The sequence below is a fragment of the Streptomyces thermodiastaticus genome (genome assembly GCF_014656135.1).
Lineage (GTDB): Bacteria > Actinomycetota > Actinomycetes > Streptomycetales > Streptomycetaceae > Streptomyces > Streptomyces thermodiastaticus.
In genome coordinates this window covers 294,336-313,087 of record NZ_BNBV01000001.1, presented here as the reverse complement: position 1 = coordinate 313,087, position 18,752 = coordinate 294,336, and the positions used below count along the sequence as shown (strand labels likewise).

Annotated in this window: 16 protein-coding genes; 8 read left to right on the top strand and 8 right to left on the bottom strand. The window is 71.6% G+C overall.

The features are described from left to right. Positions 1-21 precede the first annotated feature (21 nt). Positions 22-435: a roadblock/LC7 domain-containing protein gene (locus IE286_RS01350; protein ID WP_189794672.1), complete on the top strand. Its 414-nt coding sequence runs from the start codon at positions 22-24 to the stop codon at positions 433-435. A gap of 123 nt (positions 436-558) precedes the next feature. Further along, positions 559-1,665 carry a DUF6397 family protein gene (locus IE286_RS01345; RefSeq protein WP_189794671.1) on the top strand — a complete coding sequence of 369 codons (1,107 nt, stop codon included), beginning with the start codon at positions 559-561 and terminating at the stop codon, positions 1,663-1,665. On the opposite strand, the gene IE286_RS01340 is transcribed toward IE286_RS01345, so the two are convergent. Together IE286_RS01340 and IE286_RS01335 are read right to left on the bottom strand one after the other, a co-directional pair. Next, complete coding sequence (locus IE286_RS01340) at positions 1,602-2,468, bottom strand: acyl-CoA thioesterase (RefSeq protein WP_189794670.1); 867 nt, start codon at positions 2,466-2,468, stop codon at positions 1,602-1,604. The two genes, IE286_RS01345 and IE286_RS01340, sit on opposite strands and share 64 nt — an antisense overlap. Before the next feature lie 82 nt (positions 2,469-2,550). Continuing rightward, positions 2,551-5,064 (bottom strand): DEAD/DEAH box helicase, encoded by a 2,514-nt coding sequence (locus IE286_RS01335; protein ID WP_189794669.1) that lies wholly within the window; start codon positions 5,062-5,064, stop codon positions 2,551-2,553. 145 nt (positions 5,065-5,209) lie between these two features. Here IE286_RS01335 and IE286_RS01330 point away from each other — a divergent pair, with 145 nt between their 5' ends. Then, positions 5,210-5,998: a metal-dependent hydrolase gene (locus IE286_RS01330; RefSeq protein ID WP_189794668.1), complete on the top strand. Its 789-nt coding sequence runs from the start codon at positions 5,210-5,212 to the stop codon at positions 5,996-5,998. A 20-nt stretch (positions 5,999-6,018) separates the two neighbouring features. On the opposite strand, the gene IE286_RS01325 is transcribed toward IE286_RS01330, so the two are convergent. The 4 genes from IE286_RS01325 to IE286_RS01310 form a co-directional block, all read right to left on the bottom strand. Continuing rightward, positions 6,019-6,294, bottom strand: a complete 276-nt coding sequence (locus tag IE286_RS01325; protein ID WP_189794667.1) for a type B 50S ribosomal protein L31 — start codon at positions 6,292-6,294, stop codon at positions 6,019-6,021. Between the two features lie 69 nt (positions 6,295-6,363). Further along, positions 6,364-6,837 (bottom strand): DUF5709 domain-containing protein, encoded by a 474-nt coding sequence (locus tag IE286_RS01320; RefSeq protein ID WP_189794666.1) that lies wholly within the window; start codon positions 6,835-6,837, stop codon positions 6,364-6,366. Positions 6,838-7,224: 387 nt separating this feature from the next. Further along, positions 7,225-9,006 (bottom strand): ABC transporter ATP-binding protein, encoded by a 1,782-nt coding sequence (locus IE286_RS01315; RefSeq protein ID WP_189794665.1) that lies wholly within the window; start codon positions 9,004-9,006, stop codon positions 7,225-7,227. Continuing rightward, a complete protein-coding gene (locus IE286_RS01310; RefSeq protein WP_189794664.1) occupies positions 9,003-11,024 on the bottom strand; it encodes an ABC transporter transmembrane domain-containing protein in 2,022 nt (673 codons plus the stop codon). Before IE286_RS01310 ends, IE286_RS01315 begins: the two co-directional genes overlap by 4 nt. Positions 11,025-11,504: 480 nt before the next feature. On the opposite strand from IE286_RS01310, the gene IE286_RS01305 reads away from it, so the two are divergent. Further along, on the top strand, positions 11,505-12,059 hold the full coding sequence (locus IE286_RS01305; RefSeq protein WP_308115059.1) for a L,D-transpeptidase family protein: 555 nt from the start codon (positions 11,505-11,507) through the stop codon (positions 12,057-12,059). 230 nt (positions 12,060-12,289) lie between these two features. Here IE286_RS01305 and IE286_RS01300 read toward each other — a convergent pair whose 3' ends face one another. Continuing rightward, the gene (locus tag IE286_RS01300; RefSeq protein ID WP_189794662.1) at positions 12,290-12,745 is read right to left on the bottom strand and encodes a MarR family winged helix-turn-helix transcriptional regulator; all 456 of its coding nucleotides are present in this window, start codon (positions 12,743-12,745) and stop codon (positions 12,290-12,292) included. A 145-nt stretch (positions 12,746-12,890) separates the two neighbouring features. Here IE286_RS01300 and IE286_RS01295 point away from each other — a divergent pair, with 145 nt between their 5' ends. Further along, the gene (locus tag IE286_RS01295) at positions 12,891-14,693 is read left to right on the top strand and encodes an ABC transporter ATP-binding protein (RefSeq protein WP_189794661.1); all 1,803 of its coding nucleotides are present in this window, start codon (positions 12,891-12,893) and stop codon (positions 14,691-14,693) included. 39 nt (positions 14,694-14,732) lie between these two features. Here the strand turns inward: IE286_RS01295 and IE286_RS01290 are convergent, their stop codons facing one another. Next, positions 14,733-15,812: an NAD(P)-binding domain-containing protein gene (locus tag IE286_RS01290; protein WP_189794660.1), complete on the bottom strand. Its 1,080-nt coding sequence runs from the start codon at positions 15,810-15,812 to the stop codon at positions 14,733-14,735. 59 nt (positions 15,813-15,871) lie between these two features. Between IE286_RS01290 and IE286_RS01285 the strand changes: the two genes are divergently transcribed. The 3 genes from IE286_RS01285 (at position 15,872) to IE286_RS01275 (ending at position 18,719) form a co-directional block, all read left to right on the top strand. Next, entirely contained in the window at positions 15,872-16,294 is a 423-nt protein-coding gene (locus tag IE286_RS01285) for a secondary thiamine-phosphate synthase enzyme YjbQ (RefSeq protein ID WP_189794659.1), read from the top strand. Positions 16,295-16,613: 319 nt separating this feature from the next. Beyond that, positions 16,614-17,936 (top strand): LVIVD repeat-containing protein, encoded by a 1,323-nt coding sequence (locus IE286_RS01280; protein WP_229861908.1) that lies wholly within the window; start codon positions 16,614-16,616, stop codon positions 17,934-17,936. A gap of 228 nt (positions 17,937-18,164) precedes the next feature. Beyond that, the gene (locus IE286_RS01275; RefSeq protein ID WP_267969626.1) at positions 18,165-18,719 is read left to right on the top strand and encodes a DUF305 domain-containing protein; all 555 of its coding nucleotides are present in this window, start codon (positions 18,165-18,167) and stop codon (positions 18,717-18,719) included. Positions 18,720-18,752: the final 33 nt, after the last annotated feature.

Below are 18,752 nucleotides of genomic sequence, written 5' to 3'. Positions count from 1 at the left end.
GCGACAGGGGGAGGGCGCGACATGGCGCAGAAGCAGGAAGCCGGCCGGATGCTGGACGAGCTGACCGCACGCGTGCCGCACATACGGCATGCGTTGCTCCTGTCCAGCGACGGGCTGGTCATGGGTGCGAGCACGGGACTGCGACGGGAGGACGCCGAGCATCTCGCGGCCGTCTCCTCCGGCTTGCACAGTCTGGCCAGAAGCTCCAGCAGCCACTTCGGCGCGGGTTCGGTGCGTCAGACGATCGTGGAGTTCGAGGACGCCGTGCTCTTCGTCACGGCCGCCGGCGCGGGCAGCTGCCTGTGCGTCCTCAGCAGCTCCCAGGCCGACATGGGGGAGGTCGCCTACGAGATGACCCTGCTGGTGAACCGGCTCGGCACCAACCTCGACCTGACGGCCCGCCACTCCGAGCAGACCTTACCGAAGCGGTCCTGACCAGGATTTTCGTGGCTGCCGCGGAGTTATCCACAGGCTCGAGCGGGAAACACGGGCGGCATCTACCGTGTGTCGCAGGCGAGCGCAGCGGGCGCGAGCCACCGACACCACGGGGGTGCGCACATGTCCGGTGACACGATCGAGCACGGGCCGAAGACCGCGTCCGGACCGGCCCGGGGACAGAACCGAACGACCGTCAGCCCGGGCCGGGCTGCACGCGAACTGTGCCTGAGGCAGGACGAGTTCGACATCGCCGTCCTTCTCGGTCACATCCGTACCCGGCGCGACGAGGGCTCAGGGGGCCGCTGTGTCGACCGAGCCGAGATCGAACGGCTGCGGTACCGGGAACGCTTCCCGGGGCACCTGCGCGAGCAGCTCACCACCGTCGGCACCCGGGAGGGCGCGCGGCTCATGGGAGTGACTCCCACCAGGTTCGTCCGCCTGGCCCGCCTGGGACTGGTGGTGCCGGTGACGTTCCGCGTCACCCGGAACCGGTCCGTCGTCTGGCGCTATCCGGTGGGTGAGCTGCGCCTGTTCGCCGGCGACCCCGAGCACGCCGCGCTGCTGCGGCAGCCGCTGCCCCAGCACCTGCGCGATCAGCTGGACGCGGGTGTGGACCTGCGGGCCCGCAACTGGCGTCGACGGTATCTGCGCTGCCTGCTGCGCCAGGCCGAGGACGCGTGGGAGCGGGCGGCCTGCGCGGCCTCGCTGCTGGACCCGGTCACGGTGTCGGAGACGGTCACCGATCCCTGCGAACGGGCCCGTCTCCTCCGCCTGCGGCAGCTCCCGCCGGGGCATGGTGCACCGGGCTCGCCCACCGCGCGCCTGGTCGAGCGGATCACGACGGCGCAGGACGCCGACGAGATCGAACGGCTCCGGACAGACCTGCAGCGGACGGTGCGCGAGGCGCGACGCCGCCGGCCCGCGCCCCGGCACACCGGCCCCTCCCGGCAGGAGCAGCGCCCGTGTGCTGCCGGGCACGGACAGCGCACCGCACCGCACGAGCCCGTGCGGCCTGCCCCGGTCCGGCATGCGCACGCCCTGCTCGGCCGGCTGCTCGGCACCGGTGACACGACATCGGCACACGACGCGACAGCGGCACGCAACATGATCGTGGCCGCCTCCGCCCGCGCCGCGCACCGGCTCCGGTACCTGACGGCCGGCGCCTACACCGCGCGGAACAGGCCCTCCTGGACGACCGACACCAGCAGGCGGCCCTGCCGGTCGTAGATCCGGCCGCGGGCCAGGCCACGGCCGCCGATGGCGATCGGGGACTCCTGGTCGTACAGGAACCACTCGTCCGCCCGGAACGGCCGGTGGAACCACATGGCGTGGTCCAGCGACGCCATGTCGAAGCCCCGCGGCCCCCACAGAGGCTCCACCGGCAGACGCACCGCGTCGAGCAGCGTCATGTCGCTGGCGTAGGTCAACGCGCAGGTGTGCACCAGCGGGTCGTCACCGAGCGGTCCGACGGCACGCATCCACACCGCACTGCGCGGCTCGGCCTCCTTCACCTCCTCCGGGGTCCAGCGGAGACGGTCGACGTACCGGATGTCGAAGGGCTGGCGCCGCGCCATGCGCTCCAGCTGCTCGGGCAGCGCTCCCAGGTGCTCGCGCACCTCGTCGCGGACGGTCGGCAGCGTCTCCGGGGCCGGTACCTCCCGGGCCGGCGGCAGCTGGTGCTCGAAACTGCCCTGCTCAGGTTTGTGGAAGGAGGCGGTCAGCGTGAAGATCGTGCGGCCCTGCTGCACGGCGGTGACCCGGCGCGTCGTGAACGAGCGCCCGTCGCGCACCCGCTCGACCTGGTACACGATCGGCACGCCCGGCCGGCCGGGGCGCAGGAAGTACGCGTGCAGGGAGTGGACCGGGCGCTCGCCGTCCGTGGTGCGGCCGGCGGCGACCAGTGCCTGGCCCGCCACCTGGCCGCCGAAGACCCGCTGCAGCGACTCGTGCGGGCTCCGGCCGCGGAATATGTTGACCTCGATCTGCTCCAGATCGAGCAGGTCCACGAGGCGTTCGGCCGGATTTGTCATGGGCGGGCTTCTCCTGTGGTCGCAAGGAAACGGTGGGGGCTTACGGGGGCCGGATGCGCCTTCGGTGCCGGGCGGACGCGGCTCACAGCGGTCCGACGTCCGTGACCCGGACGACCGCCCGGCCCTCGGCGTCCGACGCGGCCAGGTCGACCTCGGCGCTGATGCCCCAGTCGTGGTCGCCGTTGGGGTCGTCGAAGATCTGACGCACCCGCCACAGCCCGTTCTCCGGCTCCTCCTGGATCACCAGCAGCTTGGGGCCGCGCGCATCCGGACCGGTGCCGAGGTCGTCGTACTCCTCCCAGTACCGGTCCATCGCCTCGCCCCACGCCTCGGCGTCCCAGCCGGACTCGGCGTCCATCTCGCCCAGTTCCTCGAACTGGTCGAGCGCGGCCAGCTCGACGCGGCGGAACATGGCGTTGCGCACCAGGACACGGAAGGCACGCGCATTGGCCGTGACCGGCTTGACCTGGTCGGCCTTCTCCTGGGCCTCCTCGGCGGTCACCTCCTCCGGGTTGGCCAGCTGCTCCCACTCGTCCAGCAGGCTGGAGTCGACCTGCCGCACCATCTCGCCCAGCCAGGCGATCAAATCCTGCAGGTCCTCGGACTTCAGGTCGTCGGGGACGGTGTGCTCCAGCGCCTTGTAGGCGCTGGCCAGGTAGCGCAGCACGATCCCCTCGGTGCGGGCCAGCTCGTAGAAGGACACCAGCTCCGTGAACGACAGCGCCCGCTCGTACATGTCGCGCACCACGGACTTCGGCGACAGCGGATGGTCGCCGACCCACGGATGGCTCTTGCGGTAGGTGCGGTACGCGTGGACGAGCAGCTCCTCCAGCGGCTTGGGGTAGGTGATCTCCTGGAGCCGCTCCATGCGCTCCTCGTACTCCACGCCGTCGGCCTTCATCGCGGCCACGGCCTCCCCGCGCGCTTTGTTCTGCTGGGCGGCCAGGATCTGCCGCGGATCGTCGAGCGTGGACTCCACGACGGACACCATGTCCAGCGCGTACGACGGGGATTCCGGATCCAGCAGGTCGAACGCGGCCAGCGCGAAGGTGGACAGCGGCTGGTTCAGCGCGAAGTCCTGCTGGAGGTCGACCGTGAGACGCACGATCCTGCCCTCGGCGTCGGGTTCGTCGAGCTTCTCGACGATCCCGCCGTCCAGCAGCGAGCGGTAGATGGCGATGGCGTGCCGGATGTGCCGCAGCTGCTGCTTGCGCGGCTCGTGGTTGTCCTCGAGCAGCCGCCGCATCGCCTCGAAGGCGTTGCCGGGACGCGCGATCACCGACAGCAGCATCGCGTGCGTGACACGGAAGCGGGACGTCAGAGGTTCCGGCTCGGAGGCGATGAGCTTCTCGAAGGTCTTGTCCGTCCAGCCGACGAAGCCCTCCGGAGCCTTCTTGCGGACCACCTTGCGGCGCTTCTTCGGATCGTCGCCCGCTTTGGCCAGCGCCTTCTCGTTCTCGATGACGTGCTCGGGGGCCTGCGCAACGACGAAACCCTCCGTGTCGAACCCCGCACGCCCGGCCCGGCCGGCGATCTGATGGAACTCCCGGGCCCGCAGGGTACGCACCCGCGTGCCGTCGTACTTGGTCAGCGCGGTGAACAGCACCGTGCGGATCGGGACGTTGACGCCGACACCCAGGGTGTCCGTGCCGCAGATCACCTTCAGCAGGCCGGCCTGCGCCAGCTTCTCCACCAGCCGCCGGTACTTGGGCAGCATGCCGGCGTGATGCACCCCGATGCCGTGACGGACGTAACGGGAGAGATTGCGGCCGAAGCGGGTGGTGAAGCGGAAGTTGCCGATCAGTTCGGCGATCTGCTCCTTCTCCTCGCGCGAGCACATGTTGATGCTCATCAGCGCCTGCGCCCGCTCCACGGCCTGCGCCTGGGTGAAGTGCACGATGTACACCGGCGCCTGTCGGTTCTGCAGCAGATCGGTGAGCGTCTCCGTCAGCGGGGTGCGCCGGTACTCGTAGGACAGCGGCACCGGACGGGTCGCGGAGCGCACCACCGCCGTGGGACGGCCGGTGCGGCGGGTGAGGTCCTTCTCGAAGAAGGACACGTCGCCGAGCGTGGCAGACATCAGGACGAACTGTGCCTGCGGCAGCTCCAGCAGCGGAATCTGCCAGGCCCAGCCGCGGTCGGGCTCGGCGTAGAAGTGGAACTCGTCCATCACGACCTGGCCGACGTCGGCGTGCCTGCCGTCGCGCAGCGCGATGGACGCCAGCACCTCGGCGGTGCAGCAGATGACGGGCGCGTCGGCGTTCACGGAGGCGTCGCCGGTGAGCATGCCGACGTTCTCCGTGCCGAACAGCTTGCACAGCTCGAAGAACTTCTCCGACACCAACGCCTTGATCGGCGCCGTGTAGAAGGTGACCTCGTCCCGGGCGAGTGCCGCGAAGTGCGCGGCGGCAGCGATCATGCTCTTCCCGGATCCGGTGGGCGTCGACACGATGACGTTCGCCCCGGAGACCACCTCGATCAGCGCCTCCTCCTGATGCGGATAGAGGGTGAGCCCCCGCTCCTGGGCCCACGAGTCGAAGGCCTCGTACAGGGCGTCGGGGTCGGCGGTCGGCGGCAGCTGGTCGATGAGGGTCACGCACCCATCTTGCCTGGCCGCACGGTCCGGGCGGGAATCGGATGCCACAGCGAAGATCACGACCGCTACGCTGTCTCGCCGACGGAGCATCGGCGCACCGGGCCAACGGGCCTGCCGCGCAGACGAAATGGGGCGGAACACAGCCATGATGGGACCAGCACACTCACTGTCCGGCGCGGCGGCCTGGCTGGGGGTGGGAGCCGTCACGGCGGCGGCGGGGCATCCGATGCCCTGGCCGGTCCTGCTGAGCGGCGCGCTGATCTGCGCGGGCGCCGCACTCGCCCCCGACCTGGATCACAAGCCCGCCACGATCTCCCGGGCCTTCGGACCGATATCGCGCGCCCTGTGCGAGTTCGTCGACCGGCTCTCCTACGCCGTGTACAAGGCCACGCGCACCAAGAGCGACCCGCGCCGCTCCGGCGGTCACCGGACGCTGACGCACACCTGGGTGTGGGCGGTGCTGATCGGCGCCGGCTTCTCCGTGCTGGCGGTCACCGGCGGACGCTGGGCGGTGCTGGTGATCCTTTTCGTCCACATGGTGCTGGCCATCGAGGGCCTGCTGTGGCGGGCGGCCCGCGGCTCCAGCAGCGATGTCCTGGTGTGGCTGCTGGCGGCGACGAGCGCCTGGATACTCGTCGGCGTCCTCGACGAGCCGGGCAAGGGCTCGCAGTGGCTGTTCCCGGGCCAGGAGTACCTGTGGCTGGGCCTGCCGATCGTGGTGGGGGCGCTGGTGCACGACATCGGGGACGCGCTGACGGTCTCCGGCTGCCCGATCCTGTGGCCGATCTCCATACGCCGCAAGCGCTGGTACCCGCTCGGCACGCCGAAGCCGATGCGGTTCAAGGCCGGCAGCTGGGTGGAGGTGAAGGTGCTGATGCCGGCGTTCATGGTGCTCGGCGTCATGGAGTGCGTCGCCGCGCTGAACGTCGGCTGAGGGACTCCTTCCCGACGGGGTCAGCCCGGCGTGCTCCCGCCGGACGTCTGCTCCTGGCCGCCGAAGCGGCGCTCGAACCGGGCGATGCGCCCCTCGGAGTCCACCGTGCGTGCCTTGCCCGTGTAGAACGGGTGGCTCTCCGAGGAGATCTCCACGTCCACGACCGGGTAGGTCTGCCCGTCGTCCCAGTCGATGGTCTGGTCGCTGGTCGCGGTGGAGCGGGTGAGGAAGGCGTAGCCGGCGGCCCGGTCACGGAAGACCACAGGGTGGTAGGCGGGATGCTTGTCCTGCTGCATGGGTGCTCCTCGTGCGATGGAAGCGGCCCGAAGGGGCGAGGCTGGGCCGGCGTCGCACCCGGGGCCGCGTCAGTCGCGCAGCCCTTCGTCGTCCACGACGTGCACCGCCGCCTCCTCGGCGGAGGCCGCCGCACCGTCGATCCCGACGTCCGAGGCGACCAGAGCGCTTTCCTCGTCTTCGTGCACACCCTCGTCGGGTGCGACGAGCCGGCCGGAGCGGGCGGAGCCCACCTCCTGGTCCAGGGGTTCCCCGTCCGTGCCGGTGCAGTCGCCGATACCGTCGCCGTCCGGAACCGCCATGTCGGGCAGCTCCTCGGCCAGACGCTGGTCCAGCGTCTCGCCCCGCCGGCGTTCATCGGCCGTCACACCGGTGTGTTCCACGGCCCACGGGCGCTCGGGCGGGGACCAGCCACGGTCGAGGGGATCGTCGACGCCGTCGTACTCGAGAGTGTCCTCCGAGTCCAGCACTCCCGTGTCTTCCTTGATCTCGGAGTCCAAATCGGGCTGGTAGACGTCGTCACCCCAGCCGTCGGCGCTGTCCACGGATACCTCCAGGTGGTGGGGACGGTCCCGTTCCCGCCACGGCCGGCGGCCGGCCGCGGCGTGCGGTGCAGTGCCCTCGCCGGGCGAACCGGACGGCTCGCAGGCGTTCCCCGTACCACTGCCGTTTTCCAGATTTTCACCCCGGATCGGCAGCGCGCAACGGCAGTCCGGCGACCCGCCGGGTCCGCACCGGGCACTGCCGCCGGGCGCTGTTCCCCGGGACCGTGTGGCCCGGCCCGGCCCGCCCGCCTGCGGAGACCCTGCGCACAGCCCCGGCACCTGGCCGTCCCGCACCGGCACACCCGTGCCCGGCCCACGCCCTCCCGCTCGCCGACGGCACCGCTCCCGCCCCGCTCCGGCGTGCTCGTGCCGTCCGTCCCCGTGACCTCAGCCGTGCCACGAGCGCCACAGCGCCGCGTACGAGCCGCCCGCGGCGACCAGCTCCTCATGGCTGCCCAGCTCGGTGATGCGGCCCTCCTCGACCACCGCGATGACGTCCGCGTCATGTGCGGTGTGGAGCCGGTGCGCGATGGCGACCACCGTGCGGCCCGCAAGAACCCGGGCCAGGGACCGCTCCAGATGCCGGGCGGCCCGCGGGTCGAGCAGCGAGGTCGCCTCGTCCAGCACCAGGGTGTGTGGATCGGCCAGGACCAGCCGGGCCAGCGCGACCTGCTGGGCCCGGGCCGGCGTGAGCGCCGCGCCGCCGGAGCCGGCCTCGGTGTCCAGTCCGTCGTCGAGGGCGCGGGCCCAGCCGTCCGCGCCGACGGCGCGGAGCGCGGCCCACAGCTCGGCGTCGGTCGCCTCCGGGCGGGCGAGACGCAGATTGTCGCGCAGAGAGCCGACGAAGACATGATGTTCCTGGTTGACCAGGGCGACGTGACAGCGCACGTGCTCGGCGGGCATCCGGGACAGCTCGGCACCGCCCAGAGTGACCTGTCCGCTGCGGGGCGCGTAGATCCCGGCGAGCAGCCGGCCCAGGGTGGACTTTCCGGCGCCCGACGGCCCGACCAGGGCCAGCCGGGTGCCGGGAGCCACCCGCAGGGTCACCTCGCGCAGCACGTCCACGCCCTGCCGGTAGCCGAAGCACACCGTGTCCGCCCGCACCTCACGGTCCCGCGGGACGATCGCGGGGTCCCCGGCGTCCGGCTCGATCTCGCGGACCCCGACCAGCCGTGCCAGCGACACCTGTGCCACCTGCAGCTCGTCGTACCAGCGCAGGATGAGCCCCACCGGGTCGACCAGCATCTGGGCGATGAGCGCACCGGCGGTCAGCTCGCCCACACCGACCCAGCCGCGCAGCACGAACACACCGCCGAGCAGCAGCACGGACGCGAGTACGGTCACGTGCGTGACGTTGACGACCGGGAACAGCACCGACCGCAGCCAGAGCGTGTACCGTTCCCAGCCCGTCCACACTTTGATCCGGCGGTCCGACAGGGCGACGCGCCGGGCACCGAGCCGGTGCGCCTCGACGGTGCGCGCGGCGTCCACCGTCTCGGCGAGCGCGGCGGCCACGGCGGCGTATCCGGCGGCCTCCGCACGATAGGCGGACGGCGCCCGCCGGAAGTACCACCGGCATCCGGCGATCAGCAGCGGCAGCGCGAGCAGCACGGCCGTGGCGAGAGGCGGGGAGGTGACGACCAGGCCCCCCAGCAGCAGCGCCGCCCACACCACGCCGATCGTCAGCTGCGGCACGGCCTCGCGCATCGCGTCGGAGAGCCGGTCGATGTCCGTGGTGATGCGGGAGAGCAGGTCGCCGGTGCCCGCCCGCTCCAGGACGCCCGGCGGCAGGCGGACCGCCCGGACGAGGAAGTCCTCACGCAGATCGGCGAGCATCCGCTCGCCGAGCACCGCCCCGCGCAGCCGCATCTCGCGGACGGAGACGGCCTGGACGAGCAGAGCGAGCACGAACAGCGAGACGGTCGCCCCCAGGCGCAGGTCCTGCCTGCCGTCCGACATCCGCTGCGCCAGGCCGCCCAGCAGCCAGGGAGCCGCCATGGAGGCGAGCACGGCGACGGCGTCGGCGGTGACGAGAAGCACGAAGTCACGGCGGTGGCGGCGCAGCAGTTGCCGCACATAGGCGCGCACGGTGGCGGCACTGCCCACGGGCAGTGTGTGCGCCGCGGCCGGGGCCGCCGGGTCGCAGGCGGGTGGCGGCACGCCGATCATGCGGTTCCCTCCATCTCCTCCAGCACTTCCCCGGCCGCCGTACCGCTCGGCGCCCGGGTCTGCCCGGTGTCCGTGCCCCGCTGCGTCCTGCCGGTCCCGTCCGCCGCCTCGCCGGTCTCGCGGGTCACCACCGACCGGTACCGGGCATCGGTCCGCATCAGGTCGTGGTGTGCCCCGACGGCCACGGCCGTGCCCTCGTGGACCAGCACCACGCGGTCCGCCTGGTCCAGCAGCAGCGGTGAGGAGGTGAAGACCACCGTGGTGCGTCCGGTACGCAGGTTGCGCAGCCCCTTCGCGATCCGTGCCTCGGTGTGGCTGTCCACGGCCGAGGTCGGTTCGTCCAGGACGAGCACCTCGGGATCGGTGACGAGCGAGCGGGCGAGGGCGAGACGTTGCCGCTGGCCGCCGGACAGGGAGCGGCCGCGTTCCGTGATCCGCGCGTCCATCGGGTCGACGGTGCCCGGGGTTCCCCGCGCCAGCGCGGCGAGGACGTCGTCGCACTGTGCGGCGGCCAGCGCCGCCCGCGCGGTGACGCCGCCCGAGGCCGGCACGTCCAGCAGCTCGCGCAGGGAACCGGACAGCAGCACCGGGTCCTTGTCCTGGACCAGGACGGCGGTGCGGGCCACGTCGAGCGGCAGCGTGTCGAGCGGGACACCGCCCAGCAGGACGGAGGGGCCCGGTTCGCCGGAGTGCCCGCCGAGGCGTTCCGCCAGACGGCCGGCGGCGTCCGGGTCCCCGCACACCACGGCGGTCAGCCGGCCGGCAGGCACGTGCAGCCCGGTCGCCGGGTCGTGCAGATCCCCGGACGGCACACAGACGTCCGCGGACAGCGGATTCCCGGACGACAGGCCCGTCGGATCGTCGGACAGGCCCGGCGGGTCACCGGACAAGCCCGGGCGCGTCGGCCGGGGGCTGTGGCCGCCGTCCTCCGTCCCGTCCCTCTGGCCGTCCGGTCCGGGGGTGCGGGGGTGCGGGCCGGCCGGAGCGCCGTGGCACTCGTCGTTCTGCCAGGCCGGCACCGTGGCCCGTCGCAGGGACAGCACCCGCGCGGCCCGCTGCGCCGACGGCCGGGAGAACGAGTACGCCATGGCGATCTCCTGTACGTGCCGCAGCGGATAGGTGAGGAGCATCACGGAGCTGTAGACGGTGACGAGTTGCCCGACGGTGATCCGGTCCCCGCGCACCAGGTGCACGCCGTACCACACGACCGCGAGCAGCAGCAGGCCCGGCAGGAGCACCTGGATCGCGCCGATCAGGGACCACATGCGGGCGCTGTGCACGGCCGCCTGCCGCACCTCCTGCGAGGCGCGGCGGTACCGGTCGAGGAACAGCTGCTCGCCGCCGATGCCGCGCAGCACCCGCAGTCCCGCCACGGTGTCGGAGGCCAGCTCGGTGGCCCGGCCGGCCTTCGCGCGCTGCACATCGGCGCGGCGCGTGGCGTGCGGCAGCAGCGGCAGCACCGTCACGGCCAGCACCGGCAGGCCCGCCGCGACGATCGCACCCAGCACGGGCTGGTAGACGACGAGGGCGACGCAGACCAGCACGACGGTGACCAGGGCCGCGGTGCACCGGGACACGGCCTCCACGAACCAGCCGATCTTCTCGACGTCGCCCGTGGACACGGTGACCACCTCGCCGGCGGCGACCCGCCGTGTCAGCACCGAGCCCAGCTCCGCGGCCTTGCGGGCCAGCAGCTGCTGCACCCGGGCGGCCGCGGTGATCCAGTTGGTGACGGCGGCGCGGTGCAGAAAGGTGTCGCCGAGGGCGTTGCCGGCGCACAGCAGCGCCAGCAGTCCGCCCGTGAGCGCCAGGCGCGCGCCGGAGCGGTCGAGGACGGCCTGGACGGCGAGGCCGACGCAGAACGGCAGGGCGGAGACCGACGCGAAGTGCAGCAGTCCCCACGCCAGCGACTTCAGCTGTCCGCGGAGCTGATGGCGTCCCAGCCACCACAGGAAGCGGGGACCCGAGCGAGCGTCCGGCACACCCGGGTCCGGATACGGGAGGTCTTGGATGCGCATGTCGTCCCTGGGGCTCTGGTGCGGGAGTACGGCTCGTATCGGGGGCGGAGGGGGCGCACTGCATGCAGGGCGACAAGCCGTCACCTGCCCGTCACAGCGTGGCGGCGCACGCGGCACCGGGCAAACGGTTTTCCGCGGATCTGCCCGAGAGGTGCGTCGGCTGCCGGCCGTCGACCGTTCGAGCAGCAGGACCGGAATGCCCGTCAGGTGGAGAAGAGCGGCGGATAAGGCTGTTCGGACCAATCTCGATTAGATCGTCATGCCTTCGGCGACCACCATGGACGCATGCGAAACGGCGGAGCAAGGCGTGCGATGGCCGCGGCGGCGGTCTGCGGTGTCCTGATGTCGGCTCTGACGGCGTGCGGCGACGCGCGGACCGAGGCCCGTCACGGAGACGTCCCCAGACACGGCGGCCCTTCGGGAACCGCGCAGCCCAGTACTCCGGCGCCGCCGGCCCGCATCCCGGGTATCGGTGAACGCATGTGGCAGCGGGTCCCCGCGCAGACCCGGCAGATCGTCGCGGTGTACGGCGAGGGTCCGAACTCGCCCGACTCCACTCTCGTGCTGTACGAGAAGCGCGGAAACGTCTGGCACGTGAGCGGAAGCTGGCCGGCGCACAACGGCAAGCGCGGCTGGAGCACCGACCACCGGGAGGGCGACGAGCGCACTCCGGTGGGGGTGTTCACGCTGTCCGACGCCGGGGGACTGCTGGACGACCCTGGTTCGAAGCTTCCCTACACTCAGGACGAGAAGGCCTTCCAGACCCCGTACTACTGGGACGAGAACCACTGGCACGACTTCGACTACGTCATCGCCATCGACTACAACCGTGTGCCGGGCAACCGCCCGGACGACCCGACCCGCCCCCTCGGGCAGGACAAGGGCGGGGGCATCTGGCTGCACCTGGACCACGGCGACGGCACGCTGGGCTGCGTCAGCGTCCCGGGATCGGCGATGCGCTATCTGCTGCGCACGCTCGACCCCGCGGACCGTCCCGTGGTGGTGATGGGGGACAAGGCCACCCTGCGGGCCTGAGACACGGGCGAGCGTCTGCCGCAATCCCCGGCACCGGCAGGGCGGACGCGATCCCCGGCACCGGCAGGACGGATCGGCTGCCCCGCCTCGCCTCTCGCGCCCCGCGTGACAGGTCCGGTGCCGGTGGACCCGTGCCATGGGGCGTGGCGCCACGGAAGCACCGGACGCCTCTGGAGGACGCCGTGCTCCACGCGCCTACGGGCGCCGGCCCGGTGCCGGGCGCCGCGTCGTCAGCAGCGCCGGTCCTGGGCCGGCGCCGCGCCCACCAGGGTGTCCAGCAGCCCGCCGAGCATCCGGCGCTGGTCGTCCGTCAGGGGCGCCAGGATCTCCTCGGCGGCGGTACGGCGCGCGTGGCGCAGGGTGCGGAGATCTGTACGGCCGTCGTCAGTCAGTTCGATCCGGATGACCCGGCGGTTGTCAGGATCGGGGACCCGGCGCACCTTGCCGCTCGCCTCCAGCGCGTCCACCAGCGTGGTCACCGCACGGGGCACGACCTCCAGGGCCTGAGCGAGGTCGGCCATGCGGGGCGGCTCGGGAAAGTGCGCAAGCGTGCGCAGCAGCCGGGACTGGGCGGGGGTGACGCCCAGGGCGTGCTCCTCCAGATGGCGTTTCTGGATGCGGTGAACCCGGCGGGTGAGCCGCAGCAGTTGCTCGGCAAGCAGGCCGTCGGAGTCGGGGCTGGTCATGCCGGGAACACTATCAGGACCTCGTTCATTGTGAACATAGGTAAGTATGAGCTACGATCCCTGAGCCCGACCGACGCCGTGCGTCCGTGCCGCGCCCGCCGACGACACCCGCGCACGCCGGCCCCGCCCGTCCCCGTAGGAGCTCATGCACCCCGACGGCCCGCCCTCCTGGACCCCGCCCGCGGACGCCAAGGACCAGCCCCGGCAGGTCCGCAGGATCCTGCGCCTGTTCAAGCCCTACCGGGGCCGCCTCGCGGTCGTCGGCCTGCTGGTGGGCGCCTCCTCGCTGGTCTCCGTCGCCACACCCTTCCTGCTGAAGGAGATCCTCGACGTCGCGATCCCGCAGGGCCGCACCGGGCTGCTGACCGTGCTCGCCGCGGGGATGATCCTCAGCGCCGTCCTCACCAGCGTCTTCGGCGTCCTGCAGACCCTCATCTCCACGACCGTGGGCCAGCGGGTCATGCACGACCTGCGCACCGCCGTCTACGGGCGCTTGCAGCGCATGTCGCTCGCGTTCTTCACCCGCACCCGCACCGGCGAGGTGCAGTCCCGCATCGCCAACGACATCGGCGGCATGCAGGCCACCGTCACCTCCACCGCCACCTCCCTGGTCTCCAATGTGACCAGCGTGGTCGCCACGGTCGTCGCCATGGTGGCCCTGGACTGGCGGCTGACGATCGTCTCGCTGCTCCTGCTGCCGGTCTTCGTGTGGATCAGCCGCCGCGTCGGCAACGAGCGCAAGAAGATCACCACGCAGCGCCAGAAGCAGATGGCGGCGATGGCCGCCATCGTCACCGAGTCGCTGTCCGTCAGCGGCATCCTGCTCGGCCGCACCATGGGACGTTCCGACTCGCTCACCGCGTCCTTCGCCGGCGAGTCCGAACGCCTGGTCGACCTAGAGGTGCGCTCCAACATGGCCGGACGCTGGCGCATGGCGGTCATCACCATCGTCATGGCCGCCATGCCGGCCGTCATCTACTGGACCGCGGGCCTGGCCCTGCAGATCGGCGGGCCCACGGTCTCCATCGGCACCGTCGTCGCCTTCGTCTCGCTCCAGCAGGGCCTGTTCCGGCCGACGGTGAGCCTGCTGTCGACCGGTGTGCAGATCCAGACGTCCCTGGCGCTTTTCCAGCGCATCTTCGAGTACCTGGACCTGCCGGTCGACATCACCGAACGCGAGCGGCCTGTGCACCTGGACCAGGTCAAGGGAGAGGTCCGGTTCGAGAACGTCGCCTTCCGCTACGACGGCGACGGCGACCCCGTTCTGGACGGCATCGACATCACCGTTCCGGCCGGCAGCAGCCTCGCGATCGTCGGCCCGACCGGCGCGGGCAAGTCCACGCTCGGCTACCTGGTGCCCCGGCTGTACGACGTGACCGGGGGCCGTGTCACCCTCGACGGAGTCGACGTCCGCGACCTCGACTTCGACACGCTCGCCCGGGCGGTCGGCGTGGTCTCCCAGGAGACGTACCTGTTCCACGCCTCCGTCGCCGACAACCTGCGTTTCGCCAAGCCCGACGCCACCGACGAGGAACTGAGGGCGGCGGCACGCGCGGCCCAGATCCACGACCACATCGCGTCCCTGCCCGACGGCTACGACACCGTCGTCGGCGAGCGCGGCCACCGCTTCTCCGGAGGCGAGAAGCAGCGCCTGGCGATCGCCCGCACCATCCTGCGTGACCCGCCGGTCCTCATCCTCGACGAGGCCACCAGCGCCCTGGACACCCGCACGGAGGCCGCCGTGCAGGAGGCCATCGACGCGCTGTCCGCCGACCGGACCACCCTCACCATCGCGCACCGCCTGTCCACCGTGCGGAACGCCGACCAGATCGTGGTGCTCGACTCCGGCCGCGTCGCCGAACGCGGCACCCACGAGGAACTGCTGGAGCTGGGCGGCCGCTATGCCGCGCTGGTCCGCCGCGACGCCCGGCTCGACCCGGCGGACTGACGCCTGAGCAGGCACACGGCACAGGGCCCGTGCTCCGCCTCAGGCCGCTGCGGCCGTCTCCCCGGCCAGCAGGCGCCGGATGTCCCGGACGGCCGCGCGTCCGGCCCGGTTGGCGCCGATCGTGCTCGCCGAGGGGCCGTAGCCGACCAGATGGATCCGCGGGTCGGCGACCACCCGCGTTCCCTGGACGCGGATGCCGCCGCCCGGCTCGCGCAGCCCGAGCGGCGCCAGATGCGCCAGCGCGGCCCGGAATCCGGTCGCCCACAGGATGACGTCGGCCGCCACATGCCGGCCGTCCCGCCACGCGACCCCGTCCAGGGTGATCCGGTCGAACATGGGCAGCCGGTGCAGGGTGCCGTTCTCAAGACCCCGCCGGACGGCGTCGTTCAACGGCAGCCCGGTGACCGAGACGACGCTGCGCGGTGGCAGCCCCTGCCGCACCCGTTCCTCCACCAGCGCGACCGCGGCCCGGCCGGCGTTCTCGTCGAACGGGCCCTCACGGAAGAGCGGCGGCCTGCGCGTCACCCAGGTGGTGGCGGCTGCGTACGGCGCCAGCTCCAGCAGGTGCTGGGTCCCCGACGCGCCACCGCCGACCACGACGACCCGCTGCCCGGCGAACTCCTCGGGACCCCTGTACTGAGCGGTGTGCAGCTGATGCCCCCGGAAGGTCTCCTGCCCGGGGTAACGGGGCCAGAAGGGACGCTCCCAGGTGCCGGTCGCGTTGATCAGCGCACGTGTCGACCACAGCCCCTGGCTCGTCTCCACCAGCAGCCGTCCCGCGGTTCCCTCCCGTACCGCCCGCACATGCGCGGGGCGGTGCACCCGGAGACCGAACTCGCGCTCGTAGGCGGCGAAATAACCGGCGACGACCTGTGCGGACGGCTGCGCCGGGTCCGCCTCCGTCAGCTCCATCCCCGGCAGGCTGTGCATGCCGTGCACCTTGCCCCACGTCAGCGTCGGCCACCGGAACTGCCAGGCGCCGCCGGGACCGGGGGAGTGGTCGAACACCACGAAGTCGCGTTCCGGCTCGAAGCCCGTGCGGCGCAGATGGTAGGCGGCGGACAGCCCGGCCTGACCGGCACCCACGACGACCACGTCGACCTCACGTGTGCTGTTCACGCCTTCACCAACCGTGGGCCGGGCGCGTGTCTTCCCGGTGATCGAGCAGGATGGGACGCATGCCACACGCTTTCACGACCCGAGTGCTGAACGTCGCCACCGGCTCACGGGAGAGGGTCGTCGACCTCACCCGCGACTGCGAGTCCTTCCTGCGGGAGGCCGCCGACGGCCGTGACGGCCTGCTGAACGTCTTCGTGCCGCACGCGACGGCCGGCATCGCCATCATCGAGACCGGCGCCGGCAGCGACGACGACCTCCTCGCCGCGCTGCACACCTTGCTTCCCTCCGACGACCGCTGGCAGCACCGTCACGGCAGCCCCGGCCACGGTCGCGACCACGTCCTTCCCGCCTTCGTCGCCCCGCACGCCACCGTCCCGGTCCTCGGCGGACGGATGGAACTGGGCACCTGGCAGTCGGTGTGCCTGGTCGACACGAACGTCGACAACGCGAACCGCCAGGTCCGGCTGAGCTTCCTGGGCTGAGCCGCCGCCCGCTGACGGGTCTCGCCGGGTCGCCGCCCGGGCGGCACCGGAGAACCGGTGGCGCCTCGGACGGCCCGGCGACCCGGGCTCGTCCGCGGCAGCCGACGGCACGTCACCTTCCGCCGAAGGCCCCGCCGCCACCCACCGGCAGCACGAGACGCGTCGGGTGTCATGACCATGGCTAGATGTGATCATGACAACACCACTATAGTGCGTCGGTCCGGAACGCTCTCGGGACAGGAGGTCTGCGTTGCACGGCTCGACACTTGCGCGAAGAGCGCGCCGCGCACTCAAGGCGGCCGTACTCGCCGGCGTACTCGTGCTCACATCGTTCGGGGTGGCCGGCCTGTCCACTGCTCAGGACCGCGACCTCGACGTCGACGAAATATCGCACAGCGCGAACGTCAAGCCCCTGGCGAACATCCCGAGGCAGGGGCCGCTCGCCGAGGCCACCCACAGCGACCTCGCCTTCTACCGCGACTACGCCATCCAGGGCACCTACGCCGGGTTCACGATCTACGACATCAAGAACCCCAGGAAGCCGGAGATCGTCTCCCAGTTCGCGTGCAACGGCGGCCAGGGCGACCCGACCGTCTCCGAGGACGGCAAGCTGCTGTTCGTGTCGGTCGACACCCCGCAGTCGGACCCGTCCTGCACGAGCACGAACTCCAATGCGGCCAACGCTGACGCCTGGGAAGGCATCCGCATCTTCGATATCAGCGACAAGCGCCACCCCACGTACGTGAAGTCGGTGCGGACCGACTGCGGTTCCCACACGCACACGTACGTTCCCGCCGGCCGGGACACGGCCTACCTCTACATCTCGTCGTACGGCCCCTCCCCGACGTTCCCGCACTGCCAGCCTCCGCACGACTCCATCTCGATCGTCAAGGTGCCCCTGCACGACCCGGACTCCGCGTCCGTGGTCGCCACGCCCGTGCTCTTCCCCGACGGCGGTGCGGGCGCCACCGCGGGCTGCCACGACATCACCGTCTTCCCTGCGAAGGATCTGGCCGCCGGCGCCTGCATGGGCGAAGGTGCTCTGATCGACATCTCGGATCCCACCAAGCCGTACGTGATCAGCAGCGCCACCGACGACAACTTCGCCTTCTGGCACTCGGCGACGTTCACCAACGACGGCAACCGTGTGGTCTTCACCGATGAGCTCGGCGGCGGAGGCGCGCCGACCTGCAACGAGGAGATCGGGCCGAACCGCGGCGCCGACGCCATCTACGACATCAAGGGCAAGGGCGACGACCGCCGGCTGGTGTTCCGCAGCTACTTCAAGATCCCGCGCATGCAGCAGCAGACCGAGAACTGCGTCGCCCACAACGGCTCGCTCATCCCGGCCAGGCACCGCGACATGATGGTGCAGGCCTGGTACCAGGGCGGCGTGTCGGTCATCGACTTCACCGACCCCGACCACCCGAAGGAGATCGGCTACTTCGAGCGCGGCCCGCTGTCCAAGGAGACCCTGCAGATCGGCGGATCCTGGTCGGCGTACTGGTACAACGGCTACATCTACTCCAGCGACATCACCAAGGGCCTGGACGTGCTCCGGCTCACCGGTGCGCCGAACAGCGCCGACCGGGTCCATCTGGACTTCATGAACCCGCAGACCCAGTACGTCTACAAGCCCTGATTCCGCCCATGGCCCCGGCGGGCGGCATGCACGCCGGGGCCGCACCGTACCCACACACGCAGCACGCCACACGTCCGGCCCGTCGCGTGGGCGGCTCCCGGGGCGCCGCGTGGCGAGGCAGAAGGGAACAGGGGCACAGTGAGATACCGCCACGTCGCAAGCACGTTGCTGACGGCAGTCTGCCTGCTCGGCGTCGCCGGCACGTCCGCCAGTGCGCAGACCGGGCACATGCCCGCGGCCGCGGCGGCCGGGCCTGTCCCGGCGTCAGCGCACCCGCAAGTGACGGCGAACGACGCCGATGTGAAGTTCGTCGCCATGATGATCCCGCATCACCAGCAGGCGCTCATCCTGAGCCGGATGGCCCCCTCCAGGTCCGGTGACAGCGATGTGCTGGCGCTCGCCGACCGCATCGACGTCGAGCAGGGTCTCGAGATCTACATGATGCAGTCGTGGCAGGAGTGGAACGGCCTGGAGAAGACGGACCCTCAGCAGGCATACGAGGAGATGCTGCAGGATCCGATGATGGTCGAGATGATGGGGATGGCCACCCCCGAGGAGCTCGACCAGCTGAGCGCGGCCACGGGTGACGCCTTCGACGTGCAGTACCTGCGGCTGATGATCAAGCATCACAACGGCGCGATCGGCATGCTGTCGGACGTGCTCGCCAACGGCACCGACGAGACCCTGCAGACGTGGGCGACCGACATGCTGGCCAACCAGTACGCGCAGGTCCAGATGATGCAGCAGATGCTGGACGAGAGGACGAAGACGCCGACGTCCTGACCCGTCCGGCGGACCGTCACTCCCCGCGGCCGG

Coding starts and splice junctions, on each gene's coding strand:
- IE286_RS01345 (WP_189794671.1), top strand. CDS start 559: ATGTCCGGTGACACGATCGAGCACGGGCCGAAGACCGCGTCCGGACCG.
- IE286_RS01325 (WP_189794667.1), bottom strand. CDS start 6,294: ATGCAGCAGGACAAGCATCCCGCCTACCACCCTGTGGTCTTCCGTGAC.
- IE286_RS01275 (WP_267969626.1), top strand. CDS start 18,165: ATGCCCGCGGCCGCGGCGGCCGGGCCTGTCCCGGCGTCAGCGCACCCG.
- IE286_RS01305 (WP_308115059.1), top strand. CDS start 11,505: ATGTGGCAGCGGGTCCCCGCGCAGACCCGGCAGATCGTCGCGGTGTAC.
- IE286_RS01315 (WP_189794665.1), bottom strand. CDS start 9,006: ATGATCGGCGTGCCGCCACCCGCCTGCGACCCGGCGGCCCCGGCCGCG.
- IE286_RS01300 (WP_189794662.1), bottom strand. CDS start 12,745: ATGACCAGCCCCGACTCCGACGGCCTGCTTGCCGAGCAACTGCTGCGG.
- IE286_RS01330 (WP_189794668.1), top strand. CDS start 5,210: ATGATGGGACCAGCACACTCACTGTCCGGCGCGGCGGCCTGGCTGGGG.
- IE286_RS01340 (WP_189794670.1), bottom strand. CDS start 2,468: ATGACAAATCCGGCCGAACGCCTCGTGGACCTGCTCGATCTGGAGCAG.
- IE286_RS01295 (WP_189794661.1), top strand. CDS start 12,891: ATGCACCCCGACGGCCCGCCCTCCTGGACCCCGCCCGCGGACGCCAAG.
- IE286_RS01310 (WP_189794664.1), bottom strand. CDS start 11,024: ATGCGCATCCAAGACCTCCCGTATCCGGACCCGGGTGTGCCGGACGCT.
- IE286_RS01350 (WP_189794672.1), top strand. CDS start 22: ATGGCGCAGAAGCAGGAAGCCGGCCGGATGCTGGACGAGCTGACCGCA.
- IE286_RS01285 (WP_189794659.1), top strand. CDS start 15,872: ATGCCACACGCTTTCACGACCCGAGTGCTGAACGTCGCCACCGGCTCA.